The 24,009-nt window shown below is 71.9% G+C and carries 26 protein-coding genes; 16 read left to right on the top strand and 10 right to left on the bottom strand.

Annotated features, from left to right (window positions below; all coding sequences use genetic code 11):
- The first annotated feature begins 11 nt into the window (after positions 1 to 11).
- Positions 12 to 584: a 1,2-dihydroxy-3-keto-5-methylthiopentene dioxygenase gene (locus tag B0I31_RS11465; RefSeq protein ID WP_106615271.1), complete on the top strand. Its 573-nt coding sequence runs from the start codon at positions 12 to 14 to the stop codon at positions 582 to 584.
- On the opposite strand, the gene B0I31_RS11460 is transcribed toward B0I31_RS11465, so the two are convergent.
- Genes B0I31_RS11460 through B0I31_RS11445 form a run of 4 tightly spaced genes read right to left on the bottom strand, consistent with a single transcriptional unit; the run spans position 559 to position 3,902 of the window.
- Entirely contained in the window at positions 559 to 1,167 is a 609-nt protein-coding gene (locus B0I31_RS11460; protein WP_106615270.1) for an HD domain-containing protein, read from the bottom strand. The genes B0I31_RS11465 and B0I31_RS11460 overlap by 26 nt on opposite strands.
- A complete protein-coding gene (locus B0I31_RS11455; protein ID WP_106615269.1) occupies positions 1,167 to 2,447 on the bottom strand; it encodes a HAMP domain-containing sensor histidine kinase in 1,281 nt (426 codons plus the stop codon). The genes B0I31_RS11460 and B0I31_RS11455 overlap by 1 nt, the downstream gene beginning before the upstream one ends.
- Complete coding sequence (locus B0I31_RS11450; RefSeq protein WP_106615268.1) at positions 2,444 to 3,121, bottom strand: response regulator transcription factor; 678 nt, start codon at positions 3,119 to 3,121, stop codon at positions 2,444 to 2,446. The genes B0I31_RS11455 and B0I31_RS11450 overlap by 4 nt, the downstream gene beginning before the upstream one ends.
- Positions 3,122 to 3,143: 22 nt before the next feature.
- Positions 3,144 to 3,902, bottom strand: a complete 759-nt coding sequence (locus tag B0I31_RS11445) for a phosphotransferase (protein ID WP_181320106.1) — start codon at positions 3,900 to 3,902, stop codon at positions 3,144 to 3,146.
- A gap of 138 nt (positions 3,903 to 4,040) precedes the next feature.
- Here B0I31_RS11445 and B0I31_RS40535 point away from each other — a divergent pair, with 138 nt between their 5' ends.
- The 6 genes from B0I31_RS40535 (at position 4,041) to B0I31_RS11410 (ending at position 11,191) form a co-directional block, all read left to right on the top strand.
- A complete protein-coding gene (locus B0I31_RS40535) occupies positions 4,041 to 4,817 on the top strand; it encodes a hypothetical protein (RefSeq protein ID WP_181320105.1) in 777 nt (258 codons plus the stop codon).
- Between the two features lie 156 nt (positions 4,818 to 4,973).
- Positions 4,974 to 5,684: a hypothetical protein gene (locus B0I31_RS40530; RefSeq protein WP_106615265.1), complete on the top strand. Its 711-nt coding sequence runs from the start codon at positions 4,974 to 4,976 to the stop codon at positions 5,682 to 5,684.
- A 267-nt stretch (positions 5,685 to 5,951) separates the two neighbouring features.
- Positions 5,952 to 7,739: an aa3-type cytochrome oxidase subunit I gene (gene ctaD, locus B0I31_RS11425; protein WP_106615264.1), complete on the top strand. Its 1,788-nt coding sequence runs from the start codon at positions 5,952 to 5,954 to the stop codon at positions 7,737 to 7,739.
- A 90-nt stretch (positions 7,740 to 7,829) separates the two neighbouring features.
- A complete protein-coding gene (serB, locus tag B0I31_RS11420) occupies positions 7,830 to 9,056 on the top strand; it encodes a phosphoserine phosphatase SerB (protein WP_106615263.1) in 1,227 nt (408 codons plus the stop codon).
- 14 nt (positions 9,057 to 9,070) lie between these two features.
- Complete coding sequence (locus tag B0I31_RS11415; protein WP_106615451.1) at positions 9,071 to 9,751, top strand: peptidyl-tRNA hydrolase; 681 nt, start codon at positions 9,071 to 9,073, stop codon at positions 9,749 to 9,751.
- 30 nt (positions 9,752 to 9,781) lie between these two features.
- Positions 9,782 to 11,191 (top strand): phospholipase D-like domain-containing protein, encoded by a 1,410-nt coding sequence (locus tag B0I31_RS11410; RefSeq protein ID WP_106615262.1) that lies wholly within the window; start codon positions 9,782 to 9,784, stop codon positions 11,189 to 11,191.
- Positions 11,192 to 11,282: 91 nt separating this feature from the next.
- On the opposite strand, the gene B0I31_RS11405 is transcribed toward B0I31_RS11410, so the two are convergent.
- The 4 genes from B0I31_RS11405 to xrtP all read right to left on the bottom strand — a co-directional run bounded on the left by B0I31_RS11405 (position 11,283) and on the right by xrtP (position 16,014).
- The gene (locus tag B0I31_RS11405; protein WP_106615450.1) at positions 11,283 to 13,310 is read right to left on the bottom strand and encodes an ATP-dependent DNA helicase; all 2,028 of its coding nucleotides are present in this window, start codon (positions 13,308 to 13,310) and stop codon (positions 11,283 to 11,285) included.
- Between the two features lie 151 nt (positions 13,311 to 13,461).
- Positions 13,462 to 14,037, bottom strand: a complete 576-nt coding sequence (locus tag B0I31_RS11400; RefSeq protein ID WP_106615261.1) for a biotin transporter BioY — start codon at positions 14,035 to 14,037, stop codon at positions 13,462 to 13,464.
- A 103-nt stretch (positions 14,038 to 14,140) separates the two neighbouring features.
- Positions 14,141 to 15,499, bottom strand: a complete 1,359-nt coding sequence (locus B0I31_RS11395) for an XrtP-associated glycosyltransferase (protein ID WP_483880260.1) — start codon at positions 15,497 to 15,499, stop codon at positions 14,141 to 14,143.
- A gap of 35 nt (positions 15,500 to 15,534) precedes the next feature.
- Positions 15,535 to 16,014: an exosortase P gene (gene xrtP, locus B0I31_RS11390; RefSeq protein WP_106615260.1), complete on the bottom strand. Its 480-nt coding sequence runs from the start codon at positions 16,012 to 16,014 to the stop codon at positions 15,535 to 15,537.
- Positions 16,015 to 16,310: 296 nt separating this feature from the next.
- On the opposite strand from xrtP, the gene B0I31_RS11385 reads away from it, so the two are divergent.
- The 4 genes from B0I31_RS11385 (at position 16,311) to B0I31_RS11370 (ending at position 19,272) form a co-directional block, all read left to right on the top strand.
- Entirely contained in the window at positions 16,311 to 17,072 is a 762-nt protein-coding gene (locus tag B0I31_RS11385) for a choice-of-anchor protein CoaP (protein ID WP_106615259.1), read from the top strand.
- A 3-nt stretch (positions 17,073 to 17,075) separates the two neighbouring features.
- Complete coding sequence (locus B0I31_RS11380; RefSeq protein ID WP_073889114.1) at positions 17,076 to 17,243, top strand: peptidase; 168 nt, start codon at positions 17,076 to 17,078, stop codon at positions 17,241 to 17,243.
- Between the two features lie 75 nt (positions 17,244 to 17,318).
- The gene (gene wecB / locus B0I31_RS11375; protein ID WP_106615258.1) at positions 17,319 to 18,482 is read left to right on the top strand and encodes a non-hydrolyzing UDP-N-acetylglucosamine 2-epimerase; all 1,164 of its coding nucleotides are present in this window, start codon (positions 17,319 to 17,321) and stop codon (positions 18,480 to 18,482) included.
- Between the two features lie 127 nt (positions 18,483 to 18,609).
- Positions 18,610 to 19,272, top strand: a complete 663-nt coding sequence (locus B0I31_RS11370) for a hypothetical protein (RefSeq protein WP_106615257.1) — start codon at positions 18,610 to 18,612, stop codon at positions 19,270 to 19,272.
- A 169-nt stretch (positions 19,273 to 19,441) separates the two neighbouring features.
- Here the strand turns inward: B0I31_RS11370 and B0I31_RS11365 are convergent, their stop codons facing one another.
- Both B0I31_RS11365 and B0I31_RS11360 read right to left on the bottom strand, forming a co-directional pair.
- Entirely contained in the window at positions 19,442 to 20,011 is a 570-nt protein-coding gene (locus tag B0I31_RS11365) for an isochorismatase family protein (RefSeq protein WP_106615256.1), read from the bottom strand.
- Positions 20,012 to 20,019: 8 nt separating this feature from the next.
- Entirely contained in the window at positions 20,020 to 21,294 is a 1,275-nt protein-coding gene (locus B0I31_RS11360) for a nicotinate phosphoribosyltransferase (RefSeq protein WP_106615255.1), read from the bottom strand.
- 76 nt (positions 21,295 to 21,370) lie between these two features.
- On the opposite strand from B0I31_RS11360, the gene clpS reads away from it, so the two are divergent.
- From clpS to B0I31_RS11335, 5 genes are all read left to right on the top strand, one after another.
- Entirely contained in the window at positions 21,371 to 21,670 is a 300-nt protein-coding gene (gene clpS, locus B0I31_RS11355) for an ATP-dependent Clp protease adapter ClpS (RefSeq protein ID WP_053717098.1), read from the top strand.
- On the top strand, positions 21,667 to 22,224 hold the full coding sequence (locus tag B0I31_RS11350) for a DUF2017 domain-containing protein (RefSeq protein WP_181320104.1): 558 nt from the start codon (positions 21,667 to 21,669) through the stop codon (positions 22,222 to 22,224). The genes clpS and B0I31_RS11350 overlap by 4 nt, the downstream gene beginning before the upstream one ends.
- Entirely contained in the window at positions 22,224 to 22,787 is a 564-nt protein-coding gene (locus B0I31_RS42535; protein ID WP_106615254.1) for a P1 family peptidase, read from the top strand. Before B0I31_RS11350 ends, B0I31_RS42535 begins: the two co-directional genes overlap by 1 nt.
- 170 nt (positions 22,788 to 22,957) lie before the next feature.
- Positions 22,958 to 23,452: a DUF2231 domain-containing protein gene (locus B0I31_RS11340; RefSeq protein WP_146173812.1), complete on the top strand. Its 495-nt coding sequence runs from the start codon at positions 22,958 to 22,960 to the stop codon at positions 23,450 to 23,452.
- 51 nt (positions 23,453 to 23,503) lie between these two features.
- Positions 23,504 to 23,959 (top strand): M67 family metallopeptidase, encoded by a 456-nt coding sequence (locus B0I31_RS11335; RefSeq protein ID WP_106615252.1) that lies wholly within the window; start codon positions 23,504 to 23,506, stop codon positions 23,957 to 23,959.
- Positions 23,960 to 24,009: the final 50 nt, after the last annotated feature.

The following is a 24,009-nucleotide window of genomic DNA, read 5'->3' as shown; positions in this document are numbered from 1 at the left end:
GAGCAGGCGCGATGACGTTGCTGACCGTGTGGTCGGACACCGACCCGGAGAACGCCCTGGTGCGCACCGCCGACCCGGCCGAGATCGCGGTGGAGCTGAAGCAGCTGGGCGTCCGCTACGAGCAGTGGCCGGTCATCCCGGGCGTGACCAGCGAGAACGCCCTGGAGGTGTACGCCGAGCAGGTCGCCCGCGTCACCGAGACCGAGGGCTACATCCTGGTCGACGCGATGGAGATGACGCCGTCGGACGACCCGGAGTGGCTGGCGTCGGCGGGGCAGGCGCGGCTGAAGTTCCTGGCCGAGCACACCCACGACGACGACGAGGACCGGTTCTTCGCCCGCGGCTCCGGCGTGTTCTACCTGCACGTCAAGGAGCGCGTGTACGCGGTGCTGTGCGAGGCGGGCGACCTGCTGAGCGTGCCCGCGAACACCACGCACTGGTTCGACATGGGCACCCGGCCGGACTACGTGTCGATCCGGTTCTTCCACGACGACGACGGCTGGGTCGGCAACTTCACCGGCAGCGAGATCGCCAAGGCGTTCCCGACCTTCGACGCGCTCACGGCGGGTCACCGAGCGAGCTGAGCTCGGCGGCCAGGTTCGCCTTGGCGCGTGCCTCCCACCGGGCCCGTGCGTGCGGCGTGGCGTACAGCGGGTCGCGTCCGGCCAACGAGCGCAGGACCTTCGCCCGACCGACCCGCCACGCGTCGTCGGGCACGTGCGCGTACTCGGCGCGCACGGCGGTCCGGTAGCGCTCGTAGGTCGCCGGGGCGGAGCCGAGGACGGCCAGGTCGGCGTCCAGGAGCAGGCACGTCAGCGGGTCGTCCGAGGTGTGCTCGGCGGTCGCCAGCACCAGCGAAGCCACCTCGTCCGCCTCGGGCAGGCCGGCGAGCTGCGCCCGAGCCCACTCCGCGCTGCGGCGCTCGTCCTCGCCCGGTACGCCGTCGTAGATCACGTCGTGCACCAGGGCGGCCAACGTCAGCACAGCGCGCTCGCGTGGCGTGCGGTCGGCGGCCAGCACGTTCACGTCCCGGACGACGGCCAGCACGTGCTCGCCGTTGTGGTAGCCGCGGTGCGGTTCGGCGTACCGGTCGACGAGGTCGCCGGGCCCCTGCGTGCCGCCCAGTTCGCGGACCGCCTCGTGCCACCGCCGTTCCAGCTCGCGCATCAGGGCAACCTCACCGTGAACACCGCACCGCCCTCGGGCGCGGGACCGGCCTCGATCGTGCCACCCAACCGGGTCACCAGGCCGTGCACCAGGGCCAGGCCGACACCCGTGCCCACGGGCCGGGAACGCTCGTACTTCGCGTGCAGCGCACCCTTGCGGAACGCGACCCGGTAATCCTCCTCGGACAGCCCGGGACCACCGTCGCGCACCTGCAGCACGTCGTGCAGCGCCAACACCACCGGCCGACCGGCGGGGGTGAGGCGCAGCGCGTTCTCCAGCAGCCCGTCCAGCACCTGCCGCAACCGCCGGGCGTCCGTCGTCCGCACGGTCGGGTGCGCGGGCAGCTCCAGCCGGAACTCGACGCCCTTCGCCGCGCACCGCGCGCGCCACACCTCGGCGGCGGCCGAGACGACCTCGGTCAGGTCGACCGGGGCCAGGTCGACCCGGAAGTCGTCCGCGCCCAGCCGGGCCAGGTCCAGCAGGTCGGTGACCAGCCGGTCGAGCCGGTGCGCCTCCGCGGAGATCGTGCGGCCGACCGCGGGCACCTCCGGCCCGGACACCACGCCGTCGGCCAGCGACTCGGCGAACCCGCTCACCGCCGTCAACGGCGTGCGCAACTCGTGCGACACCGACAGCAGGAACTCCCGCTGCCTGGCCTCGCTGCGCGCCAGCGCGTCGGCCAGCGCGTTCACCGCGCCACCGACCTCGGCGACCTCCGCCGGACCGTGCTCGGGCGCCCGCAGGTCACGCCGACCGCCGCTCATGGTGCGCGCGACGGCCGCCGTCTGCCGCAGCGGACGCGCGACCAGCTTGCCCAGCAGCAACCCGGCCACTGCCGCCACCAGCAACCCGACACCCAGCGCGAACGCGATGTTGCGCACCAGCCGGTACCCCGGCCCGTTGCCCGTCGCCGTCTCCTGCACCAGCGCGATCCCGTCACGCACCTCGACCAGCCGGGTGCCCGCGAGACCGGACCTGCCCCCGGCGTCACGGACCGCGCGCACCGCCCTCGGCTCACCGGCCAACCCGCCGTCCGGCCCGATCAGCACCACGGCGATGCCCTGCCCGCGCAGCACCTCGACCACCCGCATCCGCCCGGCCCGGCCCGCGTCGAGCTGACCGGCCACCACGTCCGCCTGGTCGGCCAGCGCCTGCCGGGCCGCCTCGCGTGACGCGGTGAGCACCAGCCGCGCCGACACCAGCCCGGCCACCACCACCGCGACACCGGCCACGGCCAGGCACAACGCCGTGATCCGGAACGCCAGGCTGGTGCGCCTCACGACGCCTCGGCCGAGTAGCCGACCCCGCGCACGGTCCTGATCGGACTGCGCTCACCGAGCTTCGCCCGCAACTGCGCCACGTGCACGTCCACCGTCCGCGTGCCCGCCGCCGCCGCGTAACCCCACACCGCGCTCAGCAACTGCTCCCGCGCGAACACCCGCCCCGGATGCCGCATCAGGTGCGCCAGCAGGTCGAACTCCGTCGACGTCAACGCCACCTCGGCGTCGCCCGCCCACACCCGCCGCCGGTCGCCGTCCAGCTTCACTTCACCGACCACGTGCACCGGGCTGACCTGCGGCGTTCCCCGGCGCAGCACGGTGCGCACCCGGGCCACCAGCTCACGCGGGCTGAACGGCTTGGTCACGTAGTCGTCCGCGCCCAGCTCCAGCCCGAGCACCCGGTCCACCTCGTCGTCGCGCGCGGTCACGAACAGCACCGGCGTCCAGTCGCCCGCCGCGCGCAGCGCCCGGCACACCTCGACCCCGTCCAACCCGGGCAGGCCGACGTCCAGCAGCACCGCCACCGGCTTCAGCCGCCGCACCGCGGCCAACGCCGCGCGCCCGTCCGCCTCCACGTGCACCCCGAACCCGTCCCGGCGCAGGTAGAGGGAGACCAGGTCGGCGATGGCCCGTTCGTCCTCCACGACCAGCACGAGTCCCTGCACGCCGCGCATCGTGGCACGGCGCGGGTGGCGATCAGGGTCGCGGGAGTGTTCGGGTTCGGTAAAGGTCACGTACCCGCGTCCAGCACACGCCGTAGAGCGCGCGCAGCTCCAGCCAGAACGGCACGTCCGCCGCCGGGTAGTCGATCGGCTCGTCGAACAGGCCGTGCGCGCACGCCACGTCCCAGCCGACCGGGCCGTGCCAGGCGTCCTCGAAGTCGTTCCACACCGGACCGGACGCGGTGACCAGCACGTTGCGCGCGTGCGAGTCGCCGTGCAGCGCCTGTGCGGGCCCCTCGGGCCAGCGCGCGGCCAGCGCGTCCCGTGCGGCGACCAGGTCCGCGGGCCGTCCGAGCAGCGACAACGCCGCGTCCAGGTCGGTGAGCGGTCCGCGTTCGGGCAGCTCGCCGGGGTAGTGCCGCAGCTCGCCGTGCAGCTCGGCCAGCATCGCGGTGAACGACGCGCGGTCCGGCCGGCGGTCCGGGTCGTGCTCGACGTGCCGGGCGAACGCGACCACCAGCCCCGCGTGCCGCACCGGCCCCGGCCCGTGCGGCTCGACCACCGGCACACCGCGCCCGGCCAGGAACCGGCTCAGCTCGTCGGCCCGGCGGAAGCGCTCGAACACGTCCGCCCGCACCACCGCCGTCACCGTGGCGACCCGGGCCACCACCGGCGCGGGACGCAGCCGGACGAGCAGGTTGTAGCCGTCCTTGAGCACCTCGGGGTCGTCACCGGGCAGGCCGAGGCGGCGGGCCAACCGCCCCACCTCGCGCACCGCGGACCTCCCCGCCACGGGGGAATTCTGGCATTCCACGCGAGCGGTGCATAACGAATTGGTCGCGGTGTGCATCGTACGAATGGGGTAACGCGATAGAGCAGCGACGGAACGCCCTGATCCGCCGAACGTCGCATCGAGCCAGGTGGAGACGCCATGCGCACGACAAGTCGCACCCTGTTCGGAGTAGTCCCGTTGCTCGCCGTGATCGCCGCCGGTGTCCTCGCCGGCGCCGCGTCGGCCCAGCCGAACCAAGACCCACCCCAGTCCGGTGACGACCGCGCCACCGCCCACGCCGGGAACATCGACATCGACCAGCCGGGCAACGCCTGCGCGTCCGTTGGCCTGCCGGGCACCGAGGCGAGGCTGCCCGCCGGCACGTTCACCAGCGACGGCACGTACATCGACATCACCGCGAACCCACCCGGCTCCACGATCACCGGCGTCGTCGTCAAGGGCGGCCCCGCCTACAACGTCTACGGCAACCTCGGCCCGCTGCCGTGGCTCGACCTGCACTCCCCGCTGAACGACAGCGGCCGGCCCGCGGCCATCAGCCACTGGTTCGTCTGCCTGACCCCGGTGACCACCACGACGACGACAACCACCACCACGACCACCACAACCACCACCACCGCCGCGACAACCACCACCACTCCACACACGACGACGACCACCACCCCGGCCGTGACGACCACGACCACCGTCCCCACCACCACCACGACACCGCAGGTCACCACCACACGGACGACCACAACGACGCCTCAGGCCGCCCGCACGGTCAACCCCGGCTCGACCTCGGGCGACGGTCAGGGCAAGGGCCTGGCGAGCACCGGCTTCGACGGCTGGTGGCTGATCGTCATCGGCCTGTCCCTCCTGGCCGCCGGCGCCGCGTTCCTCGCCTCACCGAAGCTCCGCAACCTCTTCCGCCGCTGATCGCCGGCGGGTGAACGGGCTGCTACCGACCGGCCACATCACTACCTGATAACGAATGGACGCCAACCCGCGTCATCTGAATGGGCTACCTCGATAGAGGGATGCCCGGTGTAGTTCGATCCTCCGGTCAGCCCTCGAACCCTGCGGAGCACCACCATGCGCATGACCACCCGCCGCCTATTCGGAGCAGCCGCGCTGCTCGCCCTGAGCACCGCCGGCTTGCTGGGCGGCACCGCCTCGGCCACGTCCGACACCCTCGACCCGGGCGACGACCGTGCCGTCGTGGCCGAGGGCAACGTCGACGTCGGCCAGCCCGGCAACGCCTGCGACGTCGTCGGCCTGCCCGGCGAGGAGATGACCTTGCAGACGGGCTTCACCGTCGAAGGCACCGACATCACCATCACCGCGCACCCCGAGGGCTACGTCCTCACCGGTGTCGTGGTGAAGGGCGGCAACGCCTACAACGTCTACGCCTCTGAGGACCTCGGCGAGCTGGCCTGGGAAGACCTGCACCCGCCGATCAACTCCAGCGGTGGGCCCGCGGGCATCAGCCACTGGTTCGTCTGCGCGGAGAAGGACGAGACGGTCACCACGACCACGACCGCCCCGGAGACCACGACCGACGAGGTCGTCCCGACCACCACGGACGAGCCGGCCCCGACCACCACCACCACAACCACCGACTCGGTCGCGGTCACCCCGACCACCACCTCGGCTCCCGCCGCGGTCGCCGGCGCGAGCAACGAGGGCGACCTCGCCAACACCGGCTACGACGGCGGCTGGATGCTGATCGCGGGCCTCGGCCTGGTGGCCGCCGGCGCCGCGTTCGTCGCCTCCCCGAAGCTGCGCACCCTGCTGCGCCGCTGACCACCACCAGCACCTCCGGGCCGCTCCCGCTCCGGCGGGGGCGGCCCGACTGCTGAGGTCACCCCACTGCCCGTCGCTCGACCCCCACCTCACCGCGGGGTCGGCTCCCAGGCGACCTCGCCCTCCATCCAATCCTGTGACCTGCGCTACCTCACTTGATCCAGGGGACGGCCCAGGCGCACCACCCGGAACAGCGCCGTCTACGATCCGATAGCCGGGCGGCGCCACCCGCCGGCGTAGCCAGAACCAGACAGTGCAGGAGGCACCGTGACGGCCGTAGCCCCGCAGCCGATCGCAACGCGGCCCTTCGGGACTCGCGAGGCGGTCAAGGGTTCGTTCCTGCTGCGGATGTTCCGCACCACGGACCACAAGCAGATCGGGATCATGTACCTGGTCACGTCGTTCGCCTTCTTCATGGTGGGCGGCGCGATGGCCATGCTGATGCGGACCGAGCTGGCCCGTCCGGGCATGCAGTTCCTCTCGCAGGAGCAGTTCAACCAGCTGTTCACCATGCACGGCACGGTGATGCTGCTGCTCTACGCGACGCCGATCGTCTTCGGCTTCGCCAACTTCATCCTGCCGCTGCAGATCGGCTCGCCGGACGTGGCGTTCCCGCGGCTCAACGCCTTCTCGTACTGGCTGTACCTGTTCGGCGGCCTGATCGTGATGGCGGGCTTCCTCACGCCGGGCGGCGCGGCCGACTTCGGCTGGTTCGCCTACACCCCGCTGTCCAACGCCATCCACTCGCCCGGTGTCGGCGCCGACCTGTGGATCTCCGGCCTGGTCGTCGGTGGTCTGGGCACCATCCTCGGCGCGGTCAACATGATCACCACCGTGGTCTGCCTCCGGGCGCCCGGCATGACCATGTTCCGCATGCCGATCTTCACCTGGAACATCCTGGTGACGAGCGTGCTGGTGCTGCTGGCGTTCCCGATCCTGACCGCCGCCCTGCTGGGCCTGCTGGCCGACCGCCACCTGGGCGCCCACGTGTTCGACCCCGCCAACGGCGGCGTGATCCTGTGGCAGCACCTGTTCTGGTTCTTCGGGCACCCCGAGGTCTACATCGTCGCGCTGCCGTTCTTCGGCATCGTGTCGGAGATCTTCCCGGTGTTCAGCCGCAAGCCGATCTTCGGCTACAACGGCCTGGTCTACGCGACGCTGGGCATCGCGGCGCTGTCGGTGGCCGTGTGGGCGCACCACATGTACGCCACCGGCGCGGTGCTGCTGCCGTTCTTCGCGTTCATGACGTTCCTGATCGCGGTGCCGACCGGTATCAAGTTCTTCAACTGGATCGGCACGATGTGGAAGGGGCAGCTGACGTTCGAGACACCGATGCTGTTCAGCATCGGCTTCATCGTCACGTTCCTCTTCGGCGGCCTGTCCGGCATCCTGCTGGCCGCGCCGGCGATCGACTTCCACGTGTCCGACACGTACTTCGTCGTCGCGCACTTCCACTACGTGCTGTACGGCACGATCGTGTTCGCCACCTTCGCGGGCATCTACTTCTGGTTCCCGAAGATCACCGGCCGGATGATGGACGAGCCGCTGGGCAAGCTCCACTTCTGGACCACGTTCCTCGGCTTCCACGCCACGTTCCTGGTGCAGCACTGGCTGGGCAACGAGGGCATGCCGCGCCGGTACGCGGACTACCTGCCCAGCGACGGCTTCACCACGCTGAACACGATCTCCACGATCGGCGCGTACATCCTGGGTGCGTCGACGCTGCCGTTCATCTGGAACATCTTCAAGAGCTACCGCTACGGCGAGACCGTGAAGGTGGACGACCCGTGGGGCTTCGGCAACTCGCTGGAGTGGGCCACGTCGTGCCCGCCGCCGCGGCACAACTTCACCGAGCTGCCGCGCATCCGCTCCGCGCGTCCGGCGTTCGAGCTGCACTACCCGCACATGATCGAGCGGATCCACAACGAGGCGCACGTGACGTTCACCGGCAAGGCGATCGCGCACGAGGACGCGCCGAAGGCGCCGTCCGAGGTCGCCGCCGCGGCTGTGCAATCCGGCACAGCCTCCGAAGGGACCGAGGGCGACCACAAGTAGCGCTTGTAACCTGAGCGCAGGTTCAACGACGAGCCCCGACGACCGTTCCCGGTTGTCGGGGCTCGCCGCTGTCTGGCATAGGAGCCATCAGTGACCAAGCCCAGCGCCACGCCCGTCCTGATCACGGTCACCGGACCGGACAAGCCGGGGGTCTCCTCCGTGCTCTTCGCGGTGCTGACCAGGCACGGCGTGGAGATCCTCGACGTCGAGCAGGTCGTCATCCGCGGCCGGCTGGTGCTCGGCGTGCTCGTCTCGGCCGACCACGACCCGGAGGGGTTGCAGGAGGCCGTCGAGCAGGCCATGGCGACGGTGTCCATGCACGTCGAGGTGGAGATCGGCGCGGACTCCCGGCGGACGGCGCGGCTGGAGTCCAGCCACGTGCTGATCCTGCTCGGCCGCCCGGTCACGGCCCGCGCGTTCACCGAGGTGGCGCGGCGGCTGGCGTCGCTCGGCGTGAACATCGACGCGATCCGAGGTGTGGCCGACTACCCGGTCACCGGCCTTGAGCTGCGGGTTTCCGTGGCGGGCGACACGCCGGAGAGCGATGCGCAGCTGCGGTCGGCGTTGGCCGAGGTGTCGGTGCGCGGCGGGCTGGACATCGCGGTGGAACGGGCGGGGCTGACCAGGCGGGCCAAGCGGCTGGTGGTGTTCGACGTCGACTCCACGCTCATCCAGGGCGAGGTGATCGAGATGCTGGCCGCGCACGTCGGGGTGGAGCCGCAGGTCAAGGAGATCACCGACGCGGCGATGCGGGGCGAGCTGGACTTCACCGAGTCGCTGCGGCGGCGGGTGGCGCTGCTGGAGGGCCTGGACGAGTCCGTGCTGGACGAGGTCGCGGCGTCGCTGGAGCTGACGCCCGGCGCGCGCACGACGGTGCGCACGCTCAAGCGGCTCGGGTTCCGCTGCGGTGTGGTGTCCGGTGGGTTCAGCCGGGTCATCCAGCGGCTGGTGGACGACCTGGGCCTGGACTTCTGCGCGGCCAACGAGCTGGAGATCGTGGACGGCAAGCTGACCGGGCGCGTCGTCGGCGAGGTGGTGGACCGGCCGGGCAAGGCGGTGGCGCTGCGGCGGTTCGCCGACGAGCAGGGCGTCACGCTGGCGCAGACCGTCGCCGTGGGTGACGGTGCCAACGACATCGACATGCTGGGCGCGGCCGGGCTGGGCATCGCGTTCAACGCCAAGCCCGCGTTGCGGGAGGTGGCGGACACGGCGCTGTCGCACCCGTTCCTGGACGCGGTGCTGTTCGTGCTCGGCGTGACGCGCGCGGAGGTGGAGGCCGCGGACGCGGCGGACGGTCTGGAGCTGAACCGGCTGTGAACCCGATCCTGCGGATGCTGGTGGACCGGCACTACGCGACCGACGAGGAGGACCCGGAGTCGGTGCGGGCGATGCCGGTGGTGCTGCGGATCGAGCGGTCCGCGCCGCCGTCCCGGACCGACGTGCTGGAAGCCGCCGCGGCCGCCGCCATCGCGGTGTGCCTGGACGACCGCGCGTTGCCGGGCGGCGAGTGGCACGACGAGCTGGTGGCGTGGGTGCGCGGGCGGATCCGGAAGGTGTCGCGGCGGGCCCGGGGCGCGCACTGGGAGGCCGTGCAGTCGTTGCCCGGGGTGACGATCACGGTCGGCAGCGCGTCGGTGCGGGCGTTCGTGCCGGGACGGGTGGTCGACCTGCCCAAGGAGCTGAGCCGGTTGCAGATCTCGGGCAGCGAGCTGCCCGCCGACGAGCCCGGCCCGGTCCCCGCCGGCGCCCACGAGCTGTGGCTGAACCCCCGGGTCGAGATGACCGCGGGCAAGGCGGCGGCCCAGGTGGGTCACGCGTCGATGCTGCTCGCGCCGCACCTGTCCGACGCGGAGCTGAAGGAGTGGGCGGCGCTGGACTACCGGTGCGCGGTGCGGACACCGGCCGCGGCCGACTGGGACGCGTTGGTGGCGCGGCCGGACGTCGTGCTGGTGCGCGACGCCGGGTACACCGAAGTCGCGCCCGGCACCGCCACGGTGGCGGTCAACGTTTGACCCGCCGCGTTTGCGGTAACCATCCCCGGCGTGGGCCTGTTGGACGTGCTGGACGCCAAGCTCGGTGACGGGCTGGAGAGCTTGCTGTGCGCGCACCACGCCAGACGGTTGCGCAAGCTGGGGTGGGGCTCGACGTTCGGTTCCGAGGCCGGCTGGTGGACGCCCCACCGGCCGGTGAGGACCGGCAACGAGGTCGAGGTCCTGGTGGACGGGCACGAGGTGCTGCCCGCCATAGCGTCGGCGATCTCGTCGGCGCGCAAGTCCGTGCACCTGGCGGGGTGGTGCGCCAGCCCGGACTTCCGGTTGACCCGGGAACCGGGCTCGCCGACGTTGCGGGAACTGCTGGCGTCGGCCGCGTCCCGGGTGCCGGTGCGCGTGCTGCTGTGGGCCGGGCCGCCGGTGCCGATGTTCGAGCCGACCCGCAAGCGCGTGCTCTCGGCGCAACGGGAGTTCCAGCGTGACAGCGCCGTGCGGTGCGAGATCGACGCGCGGGAGCGGACGCTGCACTGCCACCACGAGAAGATCGTCGTGGTGGACGACGAGGTGGCGTTCGTCGGCGGCATGGACCTGACCGCCGTCGAGGGCGACCGCCACGACACCGCCGAGCACCCGCCCCGCGAACCACTGGGCTGGCACGACATCGGCACCCGCCTGCGCGGGCCGATCGTGGCGGACGTGGCCGAGCACTTCCGGCAGCGCTGGCAGGAGATCTCCGGCGAACAGCTGCCCGCTCCCGCCGTGCCGGAGCCAGTCGGCTCGTCGTCCGCCCAGCTCGTGCGCACGATCCCGGAGCGCACCTACGACTTCATCCCGCGCGGCGAGTTCAGCCTGCTCGACTCGTACCTGCGCGCCCTGCGCTCGGCGGAGAACCTGATCTACCTCGAGAACCAGTTCCTGTGGTCACCGGAGATCACCGAGGTCCTGCTCTCGAAGCTGCGCAACCCGCCTCACCCGGACTTCCGCGTGGTCCTGGTCCTGCCGCGCAAGCCGAGCAACGGCGCCGACACGACCCGCGGCCAGCTGGGTCGCCTGCTGGACGCCGACGACGGCAACCACCGCCTGGTCGCCGCGACCCTGTCCTCGCACGACGGCGCCACGTCCTCGTCGGTCTACGTGCACGCCAAGCTGGCCCTCGTGGACGACCGCTGGCTGAGCATCGGCTCGGCCAACCTGAACGAGCACTCGCTGTTCAACGACACCGAGGTCAACGTCGTCACCGACGACCCGGACCTGGCCCGCGACACCCGCCTGCGCCTCTGGTCCGAGCACCTGCAACGCCCGCTCAGCGCCGTCTCGGCCCCCGCCCACGAAGTCGTCGACCGCCTCTGGCGCCCGACCCTGACCTCCTCGGGCAAACACCGCCTGACGGCCCTCCCGGGCGTCTCCCGCCGCGCCGGCCGCCTCCAAGGCCCCCTCCGCGGCCTGCTCGTCGACGGCTGACCGCGCGCGTGTCCTACGTTCGCGTCGGGCGTGTCCTACGTTCGGAACACCCGAATTCGACGCTCAGAACACGCGACCTGCGCGAACGCCGTCAGTTGTTCGCCGCGTCGAGCCGCTTGAGCGCCGCACGCACGACCTCCGGGTCGTACGTCGTCCAGAACGGCGGCAGGGAGGCACGCAGGAACCCGCCGTAACGGGCCGTGGCCAAGCGCGGGTCGAGGATAGCCACCACGCCCTTGTCGTTCATCGAACGCAGCAGCCGCCCGGCGCCCTGAGCCAACAGCAACGCCGCATGAGTCGCCGCAACGGTAAGGAAACCATTGCCGCCACGCGATTCCACCGCCTTCTGCCGCGCCGACGCCAACGGGTCGTCCGGTCGCGGGAACGGGATGCGGTCCATCACCACCAGCGACAGCGACGGCCCCGGCACGTCCACGCCCTGCCACAACGACAACGTGCCGAACAGGCAGGTCTTCGCGTCCTCCGAGAACCGCTTCACCAACTGCCCCGTGGCGTCGTCACCCTGGCACAGCACGGGGTAGTCCACCTTGCCCCGCAACGCCTCCGCCGCCGCCTTCGCCGCACGCATCGACGAGAACAGCCCCAGCGTGCGCCCACCCGCCGCGTTGACCAGGCTCTCGATCTCGTCCACATAGGACGGTGGCAGCCCGTCACGGCCCGGCGGCGGCAGGTGCCGTGCCACGTACAGGATCCCGGCGCTGCCGTGCTCGAACGGCGACCCGACGTCCAGCCCGCTCCACCGCGGCCCGCTCACGTCAGACGGCGGCTCCTTGTCCGTCGCCGTCCCCTCGGCCTTCCGGACGCCCGACGACGCCGGCAGCCCCCACTGCCGCGCCAACGTGTCGAACGTGCCGCCCAACGTCAACGTCGCCGAGGTCAGGATCGTGGTCCGCTTCCCGAACAGCCGCTCCCGCAGCAACCCGCCGACACCCAACGGCGCCACCCGCAACGACGGCGCCTTGTTGCGGTCCGCGAAGTCACCCGACACCCACACGACGTCGTGGTCCTCGTCGAAGGCCTCCAGGATCCGCGTCGCGCAGTCGTGCACGTCGTCCAGCAGCGACAGCGCGAGCTTGCGGGACGTCGCACCGTCGACGTCCTCCTTGCGCTCCGGCCCCAACGACGTGATGCACGCGTGCGCCGCGTCCTTCGTCGCTCGCAAGGCACCGGCCAACGCCTGCGGCAGGCTGTCCAGCCGACCCACCGGCAGCTCTTCGAGGATCATCGCCAGACCGTCGCTGGCCTCGGCCATCCGGTCGGCCACGCCCTGGTCGATCAACCGCCCGCACCGCCGTGCGGCCGTGGCGACCAGTGACGCGCTCAGCTCCTCCGTCGCCACCGACGTGACGCGGTCGACCAGGTCGTGCGCCTCGTCGATCACCACCACGTCGTGGTCGGGCAGCACCTGGTAGCCCTCCAGGGCGTCCACGGCGAGCATCGCGTGGTTGGTCACCACGACGTCCGCCTTGCCCGCCTCGGCCCGTGCCTTCTCGGCGAAGCAGTCGACGCCGATCGGGCACTTGTTCACGCCCAGGCACTCGCGCGCCGTCACCGAGACCTGACGCCAGGCCTGGTCGGTGACGCCGGGCACGAGCTCGTCGCGGTCACCGGTCTCGGTGTCGGACGACCACTCGTGCAGCCGCTTGACCTCGCGGCCCATCTTGGACACCGCGAACGGGTCGAACAGGCCCGCGTCCTCCGGCTCGTCCGGCGCGCCGGTGTGCAGGCGGTGCATGCACAGGTAGTTGCGGCGGCCCTTGAGGATGGCGAACCGCGGCTCGCGGCCCAGCTCCTTGCGCAACGCCTTGGCCAGCCGGGGCAGGTCGCGGTCCACGAGCTGGCGTTGCAGCGCGATCGTGGCGGTGGAGATGACGACCGTGGACTCCTCGGCCACCGCGTGCCGCAGCGAGGGCACCAGGTAGGCCAGCGACTTGCCCGTGCCGGTGCCCGCCTGGACGGCCAGGTGCTCGCCGGTCCGGATCGCCCGCTCGACGGCCTCGGCCATGTCGACCTGGCCCTGGCGTTCGGCTCCGCCCACCGCTTCGACGGCGACGGCGAGCAACGTCCTGGTGTCGGGGATCGCGGTGGTGGCGGGCACGGCGAAGACCGTACCCGCCCGCACCGTCAGACCGGCCCGGACACCCCAACCCCGTCCTGAGCGTTGAACTCAGGTGTTCCGAGCGTTGGACTCTCGCGTTCCGAGCGTTGGACACGCGCGTTCTGGACGTAGGACACGCGCGGGTGAGGGGTTACTTGCGGTTGACCAGGGCCCAGGTGGCGGGCAGGAGACCGGCGGCCAGGGCGATCTTCACAGCGTCGCCGAGCAGGAACGGCGTGACGCCCAGCTGCAGCGCCTTGCCGAAGCCGACACCGGCCGCGGCCATCAGCCACGGCACGCCGCACGCGTAGATCGCCAGGTTGCCCACCGCCATCGTGCCCGCGGTCCGCAACGGCGTCCGGTCGCCACCGCGGGCGGCCAGGTGGCCGACCAGCGCACCGGCGAACACGAACCCGACCACGTAGCCCAGCGACGCGGGCGTGCCCGACGAACCGCCCTGGAACCACGGCACACCGGCCACGCCGGCGACCAGGTACAGCACCATCGAGGCGCCACCGCGCTGCCACCCGAGCGCCGCGCCCACCAGCAGGGCGGCGAACGTCTGGCCGGTCAGCGGCACGGGGCTACCCGGCACGGGCAGCGCGACCTGGGCGGCCAGGCCGGTCAACCCGGCGCCGGCGACGACCAGGGCGATGTCACGCGCGAGAGCGCCCGGGACCAGGTCGGCGAGCACCGCGCGACGGCCGGGAACGGCGAGGACGGACACTTGGGACCTCCCAGAGGATCGACTTCACCGGGAGGTTAACCGGCGATCACTGGTTCGGTCTTTGTCGAAGCTCTACAAAGTTGGCCATCTCACGCGCGAGGGCTCAGTGGTCCAGCGCCACGTCCCCGGTGATCCGCTCGGTGTTCCGCCGCGTCTTGGCCCACCCGTTGCGCCCGCGCGCCAACCGGACCACCGCCCGCCACGACGTGATGTAGAACGTGTAGATGTAGATCGCATACACGAACCCGTAGCCGATCGCCCGACCCCACCCGATCGACGGCGCACACCGCACGCGGTACACCGGTCCCCAGAGCAGGAACGGCAAGAGCCCGAACATCCCGTACACGGCGAACAGCACCCAAGCGCCCTCGCTGAACCACGCCCACACCTCGCCCGGCGCACCCACCGCGCGGTGCCCCAGCAGCAGCAACGGGATGGGGTAGACGAGCGTCCCGAGCAACTGCAGCCACGGCTGGGCCAGGTAGTACATCATCTCGGTCGCGCCCAGCGTGGACAGGTGCCGCGACGCCCAGATCCGCCGCACGTACCGCAGGCACTGCATCGTCCCCTGCCCCCACCGCGTGCGTTGCGCGAGGAACCGCCGCAGGCTGTAGAGCCCTTCCTGCCGCACGTGCGTGTCCAGGGTGAAGCCGGTGCGCCACCCGGCCGTCAACAGGTGCACGCCCAGCTCGAAGTCCTCCAGCAACGACCCCCGCCACGGCCTGCCGAGCGGCCCGGCGATGGAGTCGAGCGCCGAGAGTCGGGTGAACTGGCCGTTGCCGCCCAGGGAGATCGTCCCGGTCACGCCGCGGGACAGCTGGATCGCCGCGATCGCGGTCCGGAACTCCAGGTCCTGCATCCGCACCAGCAGGTCGCCGAGCACACCGCGCCACCGCGGCACCCCCGCCTGCCGCACGCCGACGTTCACCATCCGCACGTCCACCTGCACCGCGCCCACGCCCGCGTCGCCGAACAGGTGCTCCGCCGCGCACACGTCCAGGCAGTCGGGGGAGGGCCTGCCGTCGGCGTCCACCACCACGACCACCGCGCGGTCGGCGTCGGCGTGCCGCCCCATCCACAGCTTCAACGTCCGGTAGGCGTCGTTGAGCGCGTCACCCTTGCCGGTCCGCGCGTGCGGCCGGTGCCGTCGCACGAGGTGGACGTTCCGGTCGTCGCGGAAGCGGCGCACGACGTGCACGGTGCCGTCGTCGGAGTCGTCGTCGATGACCCACACGTGCGCACCGGGGAACGTCTCGCGCAGGTACCGGACCGTGCCGCCGATGACGGCCTCCTCGTCCCGGCACGGCACCAGGAAGTGCCACTCGAAGTCGGCCGCCCGCCCGACCGGCCGCGGCTCGTGCCGCAGGTAGGGCACGACGATCAGGAACACGTACGTCAGGAACGCGACGCTCATCGTCAGCGCCAACGCCTGCGTGAACCCCAGCAGCACCTCGAAGCTCAACTGCGCCTCCGCGGCGACGAGTACGTCGGCGCGGCTCACGACCGCGTCGCCAACCACACGAACGCCACCAGCGCGGCGGCCCCGCCGAACACGCTCACCATCGAGCCGAGCAGCGTGTGGCCCCAGTGGTAGCCGGTGTCCACGCCCAGCCACCGGACCAGCCCGACCAGCGCCAACACCCGCAGCTGGTTCACCAGGACCACCGCGGCGCCGGCCACCGCGAGCGCGCCCAGCACCCGCCGGGTGATCCGGGGCCGCAACGCGATCATCACCGCGCCCACCGCCAGCAGCGGCACCACGAGGAACGCCGACGTGCACTCGGGGGTCATCCGCAGGCCGAGCGGTGCGTCGGTGCCAAGGCCGAAGTACACGGTCTGCCGTGCCGCGACGACCTCCACGCCATCGGAGCCGAGCACGTCGAGCAGCAGCCCGGACAGCAGGATCTCGGCCGTCCGGTAAACACGGTGCGCCACCACGAGCCCGGCCGCCGCCACCACCAGTGCGACGACGACCACCCGGTTGAGATGTCCAGCGCGAGGCACGGCAAGCGCCACTGAAGGAGTCCTTCCGTCGATCGGGGATCGCCCGATAGGGCTGCTTGGTGGTCATCGGAATCGCATACCGCGAACCAGACCCCCGGAACGAGTGACAACGTGAAGTGATTTCGGGCCGTAAGTCCACGTTCGGTGGGTGCAGTTAGGCGATTCGAGTGGTCGCCGTCCCTCTTTACGGTCAGCAACCCTTAACTCCACAGGAGGAACGCCGATAGGGGAAATTGCTCGAACAAACACACCCCGAGAAAGGAGCTTTGATGCGTCCGCGAACGCGTCGCGCCGCGGTGGCCGCACTGGTCGCCGTCGCGGCGGTGGTCGTCGGCGCCGCACCGGCCTCGGCGGCACCCGGGGACGCCTCGGCCCACGGCGCGACGCTCGACCTGTCGCTGCTCGGCCGTGACGCGGTGTCGGCGGGCCCGTTCGCCGCCTCCACCGCGGACGGCCCCGCCACCGGCACGTTCGCCGCCGTCGACCTGCCCGACGTGCTGCGGACCGGCGTGCTCGACACGTCCGCCGCGCGCGACGACAAGACCGGCGCCGTCAGCTCCCGGGCGAGCACCGCCGACGTCCGGCTCGACCTGCTCGACGCCGTCACCGGTGGCGTGTCCGCCGACCTGGTCGAAGCCGAGTGCGCGGCCACCCAGAAAGGCCTGATGGGCAAGGCCGCGCTGGTCGGGCTCGACCTCGGCGAGCTGGGCGAGATCGGCGTCGAACCGGCGCCCGACACGACGGTCGACGTCGACCTGCTCGGCGTGGACGTCGCCAAGGTCGTGTTCAACGAACAGGTGCGCAACGACGACGGCAGCCTCACCGTCAACGCCGTCCACGTCACCCTGCTCGGCGGCGCGCTGGGCACCGGTGACCTGGTGCTCTCGTCGGTCACCTGCGGTCCGGCCGGCCTGCCCATCCCGTTGGCCTCCGGCGCGGGACTGTGGATCGGACTGGGCCTGCTCGCCCTGTTCGGCGCCCCTGTCGGCGCCGCGGCCCTGCGCCGCCGGCACGAACTCGCGGCGGTCTGAGCCGTGTACAAGGTCCCCGGCAGCGGCGTCGCGGTCGGTACGGGAATCGGCTCGCTGGCGGCCACCGGCGCCGGAGTCGCGTGGTGGGTGGTGGCCGGTGTGGTCCTCCTGGTGGCCGGCCTGATCCTGACTCGCGCGGTCCGCAGGCGACGGGCGGCAGGCAGCGAGTGACCCGCGTGTGCCCCGGTCGCGCGCCCACCCCCAGTCGCGCGGCCGGGGCACCGCATCCCGAGTGGAAGGAGCAAGGTGAAGGAAGTCGTGCTGCTCGCCGGCACCCGGCCCGAAGCGGTGAAGATCGCACCGGTGGCGCTGGCGCTCGGTGACCACCCGGTGCTCCGGCCCGTGATCGTCCACAGTGGACAGCACAACGGCATGGTCGAGCAGGCGCTGCGCTCGTTCGGCCTGCGCGTCGACGTCGGGCTGGACGTGCCGCGGGCCACCGGCGGCCAGGCCGAACTGCTGGCCCGGCTGGTCGCGGAGTTCGACCGGGTGCTGCGCAGGCGTGACCCGGCGGTCGTCCTCGTGCAGGGCGACACGACGACCGCGCTGGCGGGCGCGCTGGCCGCGTTCTGGCTCGGCATCCCGGTCGCGCACCTGGAAGCGGGCCTGCGCACCGGTGACCTCGCCGGGCCGTTCCCCGAGGAGGGCACCCGGCAGATGATCGCCCGGATCGCCACCCTGCACCTCGCACCGACCGACGACGCGGCGGGTGCGCTCATCCGCGAGGGCATGGCCGACCGCCGGATCGTGGTCACCGGCAACACCGTGGTCGACGCCGTGCAGCGGGTCGCCGCCGCCGACCTGCCCGCCCGCGACCCCGACCTGGCCCTGCTCGAACGCGTGCTGGACGAGCGTTCCGAGCGGTTGGTGCTGGTGACGGTGCACCGGCGCGAGTCGTGGGGCGAACCGCTGACCCGCGTGCTGCGCGCCGTGCGTGAGATCGCCGACCGGCACCCCGACGTGCGCGTCCTGCTGCCCGTGCACCCGAACCCGGAGGTGCGTGCGGCGGCACGGGACGTCCTCGGCGGGCACGAGCGGATGGTGGTGACCGAGCCGTTGGACTACTCCGACCTGGTGCGCGCGCTGCGCCGGTCCGCGCTGGTGCTCACCGACTCCGGTGGCCTGCAGGAGGAGGCGCCCACGTTCGGCGTGCCGGTGCTCGTGCTGCGGGACACGACCGAGCGGGTGGCCGCGGTGGACGCGGGCTGCGCGTGGCTGGTCGGCACCGACCCGATCCGGATCGTGGCCGAAGCGGGCTGGGTGCTCGGCGCGCGGCTGCGGCTGCCGCTCGGGCACAACCCGTTCGGCGACGGCCGGGCGGCGTCACGGGTGCGGGGCGCGTTGGAGCGACTCGTCGGCCTGCCTGGTGATTTCGCCGACGCGCCGCTGCCGGTGCGCATCCCGTGCTGACCACGTCTGGTCACTCGAACGGGTATCGATCCTTCCTCTTCCGGGTGATGTGCGGGCTAGATCATCGGGTCGTGTCCGCCGGGTCGCCGATAGTCCTCACGTCCGTGAACAGCAGAAGGGCGACACGATGAAGCAGATCGGAGCGCGCCGGGTCGGCGCCGTGACCGCGGCGCTCGTACTCGGCCTGGTCGCCGCCGCGCCACCGGCGTCGGCGGCCAACCCCGCGGGGGTGGCGTCCGTCGGCTCCGCCGACTTCACCAAGGCGGGCACCAGGGTCACCGTCCTGCCGCTGGCGCCGTGTGCCATCGGCAGCACGCCGTCGAACTCGTCCGAGGCGGTCAGCCACAGGGGCGTCCGGTTCGGCAAGGGCACGTCGTCGTGCACCACGGCGGTCGCCAACCCGGACCACGGCACCACCACGTCCACGTCCGAGGCGACGGGCACCGACTTCGAGCTGTCGGCGCTGGTGTCGGTGGACGGGCCGCGGCTGCGGGTGGCGCGCTGGAAGGTCACCTGCACCGGCACCGAGGCCGGCACCAACGCGGGCTGGGCGGCGGACGGCCTGCAGGGCTTCGACGGGCTGCCCGAGCAGATCGCGCCGAACCACGTGCACGAGGTGAAGGCGGGCGACGGCACGGTGCTGGCGACCGCGACGTTCGGCGAGACGATCTTCCCCGAGCCGAACGACGGCAGCATCGCGATGAACCTGCTGCACCTGCGCTTCACCGAGGCGTCCACCATCACCGGCGACGTCGTCCTCGGCGCCACCGCCTGCTCCCCAACCCCCTGACCGCGCGAGTCGAACGCTCGCGTCCCGCGTGTCGAACGCTCAGGACCCCCGAGTTCAACGCTCAGCACCGCGACCGGGCGGCGCGAACGCAGAACTCACCGGGCCTGAGCGTTCGACACGCGGGCGCTGAGCGTTCGACACGCGGGGCCTGAGGGTTCGACTCGCGGGGTCAGGAGACGTGAGGGGTGCCGGACAGGGTCACGCCGGCGCCGCTGAGCTGCGTCAACGCGTCGTCCACCGTCGCACGCGCCACGCCCGCCGTCAGATCCAGCAGCACGGTCGTCGCGAACCCGGCGTTCGCCGCGTCCAACGCCGTCGCACGCACGCAGTGGTCGGTCGCGATCCCCACCACGTCCACCTGCTCCACCCCGCGCGCCCGCAGCCAGTCCACCAACTGCTCACCCCCGCCGGACGCGCCCTCGAACCCCGAGTAAGCCGCCTCGTACGCGCCCTTGGAGAACACCGCCTCCACCGCCGTCACGTCCAACTCCGGGTGGAACGACGCACCGGCCGTCCCCGCCACGCAGTGCACCGGCCACGAGTCCACGAAGTCCGGCGTCTCGCTGAAGTGCGACCCCGGGTCCACGTGGTAGTCACGCGTCGCCACCACGTGGTCGTACGACGACGAAGCGACGTGCGCCGAGATCGCCGCCGCCACGGCCGCCCCGCCCGCCACCGCCAACGACCCGCCCTCGCAGAAGTCGTTCTGCACGTCCACCACGATCAGCGCCTTGCCCATCACTGCCCTCACAGGAACGTCGTCGGAATAGCGGGCTCGCCGCGGGACAGCTTCAGACCCTCCCACGGCACCGTCACCAGGGCAGCGCGCAGCCGCTCCCGGCTCTCCACCAGGGTGTCCAGGCCGTCCACCCGTTGTCCAGCGCGGATCATCGGCACGGCGAGCAGCCGGTCGTGCTCGCCCGTCTCCGGCTGCGCGTCGTGCGGGAACACGACCTCCTCCAGCGCCGTCCCGGTCTCCTTGTGCCGCCGCAGCGCGCTCTTGCGCCCACCACGCGACTCCTTGTGCGAGCTGCGCTTGGCCACCGGTCGCCCGTCCACCTCGACCAGCTTGTAGACCATGCCCGCGGTCGGCGCGCCGGACCCCGTGACCAGGGACGTGCCCACGCCGTACGCGTCCACCGGCTCGGCCCGCAGCATCGCGATCGAGTACTCGTCCAGGTCGCCCGACACCACGATCCGGGTGTTCCGCGCGCCCAACGAGTCCAGCTGGTCCCGCGCCTGCCGCGCCAGCACGCCCAGGTCACCCGAGTCGATCCGCACCGCGCCCAGCTCCGGCCCCGCGACCTCGACGGCGGTCTTGATGCCGTTGGTGATGTCGTAGGTGTCCACCAGCAGCGTCGTGTCCACGCCCAACGTCTCGACCTGCGACCGGAACGCCGACTCCTCGGTGTCGTGCAGCAGCGTGAACGCGTGCGCGCACGTGCCCGCGGTCGGGATGCCGTGCCGCCGTGCCGCTTCCAGGTTCGACGTCGCGGTGAACCCGGCCAGGTAAGCGGCCCGCGCCGCCGCCACCGCGGCTTCCTCGTGCGTGCGCCGCGACCCCATCTCGATCATCCGCCGACCGTTGGCCGCACCGACCATGCGTGCCGCCGCGGAGGCGATGGCGCTGTCGTGGTTGAGGATCGACAGCGCCAGGGTCTCCAGCACCACGCCCACGCCGAACGGCGCCCGCACGGACAGGATCGGCGAACCCGGGAAGTACAGCTCGCCCTCCGGGTAGCCGTCCACGTCCCCGGTGAACCGGTAGTCGGTCAGCCACGAGAGCGTGGCCCGGTCGACCACCTCCGTGCGTTCCAGCAGTTCGAGGTCACGCTCGGTGAACGTGAAGTCGGTGATCGCGTCCAGCAGCCTCCCGGTGCCCGCGACCACCCCGTACCGCCTGCCCTCCGGCAGCCGCCGGGCGAAGACCTCGAAGACGCACGGCCGGTCGGCGGTGCCGTCGCGCAGTGCCGCGGCCAGCATCGTCAACTCGTAGTGGTCGGTGAACAGCGACGTCGACATGCCGCGAAGCCTAAGCGTTGCGAACAGGTGGCCCTGCGGGCTCCACCGCGCAGCGGAACATGACACCATTGGCGGTATGACCACGCCCGTCGAGCATGAGCGGACGCAGGTTGACCCGGCCGGCGAGGAGGTCCGCACCGAGGACCGCCCGTGGCAGACCTTGGTCTGGAACGACCCGGTGAACCTGATGTCCTACGTGACGTACGTGTTCCAGAAGCTGTTCGGCTACAGCCGCGACCACGCGACCAAGCTGATGCTGGACGTGCACCACAAGGGCAGGGCGATCGTGTCGTCGGGGACCAAGGACAAGGTGGAGGCCGACGTGGCCAAGCTGCACGCGGCCGGGCTCTGGGCGACCATGCAGCGTTCGTCGTGAAGAAGTGGACACGCACCGGCGACCAGGTGCTCGGCCGGTTCGACCGGCAGGAAGCCGCCGTGGTGCGCGGCCTGGTGAGCCAGATCCAGGACATGCTGCTGGCACGCGCCGAGGAGGCGCCGCAGGACGAGCTGGCGGAGCTGACCGGCATCCGCACCGGGCCGTCCACGCCGCCGGACGACCCGATCCTGGGCCGGTTGCTGCCCGACTTCCACCGGCTCGACCCCGACTCTCCTGATCCGGCCGAGGTCGACTCGGCGAACGCGCTGCGGTCGTTGCACGAGCCCGAGCTGCTCGACCTGAAGACCGGGGTGGCGGCGGTGGTGCTGCAGACGTGCCCGCCGGACGGCGGTGAGGTGCGGCTGGCGCTGGAGCAGGCCGAGGCGTGGCTGTCGGCGTTGAACGACGTGCGGTTGGCGTTGGGCACGGCGCTGGACGTGCAGGAGGACATGCCGGACGAGCTGCCGCCGGACGACCCGCGGTCGCCGCACCTGGGCGTCTACCACTGGTTGACGTGGGTGCAGGAGACGCTGGTCGAAGCGGTCCTGGACTGATGCTGGTCGGGCGTGCGCCGGGGGCGGCGGTGCTGCTGACGCCCGCCGGCGCGGTGGCCGGGGTCGACGTCCGCGGTGCCCCGGTCGGCACGCGTGAGCTGGACCTGCTCGACCCGTCGACGCTGGTGCGCCGGGTGCACGCCGTGGTCCTGGGCGGTCCCGCCACCGTGGACGGCGTGGTGCGCTGGCTGGCCGAACGCGGCCACGGGTTCCGCGTCGGTCGGCAGCCGCACGAAGTGGTCCCCATCGTGCCCGCCGCCGCACCTCCCGGCCTGCCCGACATCGACGGCTACGCCGTCTGCACCTCCGCCGTCCCCCTCGACACCTCCGCTTTCGCCCTCATCGGCGAGACCGCGGTCGGCCTGGTGGTCGTCGACGCCGACCTGGACCCGGCGGAATGCCGAAGGGTCGCGATGTCGGCCCACGACGCCTTCGCCCGAGCCGGCGTGACCGTCCCCGCCACCGTCTTCGCCGTCGCCACCGGCAACCCCACCACCACCCCCCTCAACGACCTCTGCACCACCGCCACCACCGCCCTCCACCACGCCGTCCACGCGTCCTGAGCGTTCAACTCACGCGTTCCGAACGTTGGACTCTCGCGCCGCGAACGTAGGACTCTCGCGAGAGTCCAACGTTCAGGGCGCGAGAGTCGTATGTTCAGAACACCCGAATTCAACGCTCGGGTTTCGGGTACCCGAGGGACATGTCGGGTGTGCAGAGGGTGTTCAGGTGGGTGCGGACCAGTCCGGCGGTGGACAAGGCGGCCGGGGCGTTGGCGGAGGCGGTGCCCGCGGCGTTGCGGCGGCGTGAGGTGACGGATCTGCTGCGCGCACGCGCGCTCGGCCGGCCGGTGCACCCGGCGGTCGTGGCGCTGCCCATAGGGCTGTACGCGGCCTCGGCGGCGTTGGACCTGATGCCGGGCAGCGCGAAGGCGGCCCGGACGATGATCGGCGCCGGGCTGGCCGTCGCACCGGCCGCGCTGGCCACCGAACTGGCCGAGTACGGCACCTTGGACGAGGGGCAGCGGCGCACGGCGTTCGTGCAACTGGCCGCCCTCGCCGCCGCGAACGTGTGCTACCTCACGTCGTTCCGCCTGCGCGGTCACGGGTTCGGCGTCGTGGCCAGGGCCGTCTCGGCCCTCGGGCTCACGGCCCTCGGCGCGGGCGGCCTGCTGGGCGTCCGCACGGCCGACCCGCGACCGCCGAAAGGCGTCCGCGAACCGGTGTAGTGCGGGTTCTCACACGGCGGGACACCTTCCCCCACCACGTAGGATGGAGGGGTGCTGGTGATTCGCCGTGACCTCGTGGACGCGATGGTGGCCCATGCCCGTCGTGACCACCCGGACGAGGCATGCGGGATCATCGCGGGCCCGGAGGGCTCAGACCGCCCCGAGCGGTTCGTCGCGATGGACAACGCCGAGCGCTCGCCCACGTTCTACCGCTTCGACTCGATGGAGCAGCTGCGCGTCCACCGCGAGATGAGCGCGAACGACGAGGAGACGATCGTCGTCTACCACTCGCACACGGCGACGGAGGCCTACCCCTCCCGCACGGACATCTCCTACGCGAGCGAACCCCAGGCGCACTACGTGCTCATCTCCACCCGGGACCCGGAGCAGCACGAGCTGCGCTCCTACCGGATCGTGGACGGCGTGGTGACCGAAGAGCCGGTCGAGGTCGTGGAGTCGTACATGTTCGCCCACACCGGCGCCGACGACACCCCCGACTGTCCCTGAGCCCCTCCAGGTGCGCCCGCGCACCACTCGTGGCACCACCTCTTCACCAA

It is taken from the genome of Saccharothrix carnea, from assembly GCF_003014735.1.
Taxonomy (GTDB): Bacteria; Actinomycetota; Actinomycetes; order Mycobacteriales; family Pseudonocardiaceae; genus Actinosynnema; species Actinosynnema carneum.
Note: the sequence above shows the minus strand (reverse complement) of the source record. Positions and strands in the feature narration are given on the sequence as shown.

Bases quoted from the DNA above. Each gene is read 5' to 3' on its own strand.
- B0I31_RS11450 (WP_106615268.1), bottom strand. From the start codon at position 3,121: ATGCGCGGCGTGCAGGGACTCGTGCTGGTCGTGGAGGACGAACGGGCC.
- B0I31_RS11465 (WP_106615271.1), top strand. From the start codon at position 12: ATGACGTTGCTGACCGTGTGGTCGGACACCGACCCGGAGAACGCCCTG.
- B0I31_RS11365 (WP_106615256.1), bottom strand. From the start codon at position 20,011: ATGGGCAAGGCGCTGATCGTGGTGGACGTGCAGAACGACTTCTGCGAG.
- clpS (WP_053717098.1), top strand. From the start codon at position 21,371: ATGACCACGCCCGTCGAGCATGAGCGGACGCAGGTTGACCCGGCCGGC.
- B0I31_RS40530 (WP_106615265.1), top strand. From the start codon at position 4,974: ATGCGCATGACCACCCGCCGCCTATTCGGAGCAGCCGCGCTGCTCGCC.
- B0I31_RS40535 (WP_181320105.1), top strand. From the start codon at position 4,041: ATGCGCACGACAAGTCGCACCCTGTTCGGAGTAGTCCCGTTGCTCGCC.
- B0I31_RS11415 (WP_106615451.1), top strand. From the start codon at position 9,071: ATGCTGGTGGACCGGCACTACGCGACCGACGAGGAGGACCCGGAGTCG.
- B0I31_RS42535 (WP_106615254.1), top strand. From the start codon at position 22,224: ATGCTGGTCGGGCGTGCGCCGGGGGCGGCGGTGCTGCTGACGCCCGCC.
- B0I31_RS11360 (WP_106615255.1), bottom strand. From the start codon at position 21,294: ATGTCGACGTCGCTGTTCACCGACCACTACGAGTTGACGATGCTGGCC.
- B0I31_RS11385 (WP_106615259.1), top strand. From the start codon at position 16,311: ATGCGTCCGCGAACGCGTCGCGCCGCGGTGGCCGCACTGGTCGCCGTC.
- B0I31_RS11370 (WP_106615257.1), top strand. From the start codon at position 18,610: ATGAAGCAGATCGGAGCGCGCCGGGTCGGCGCCGTGACCGCGGCGCTC.
- B0I31_RS11460 (WP_106615270.1), bottom strand. From the start codon at position 1,167: ATGCGCGAGCTGGAACGGCGGTGGCACGAGGCGGTCCGCGAACTGGGC.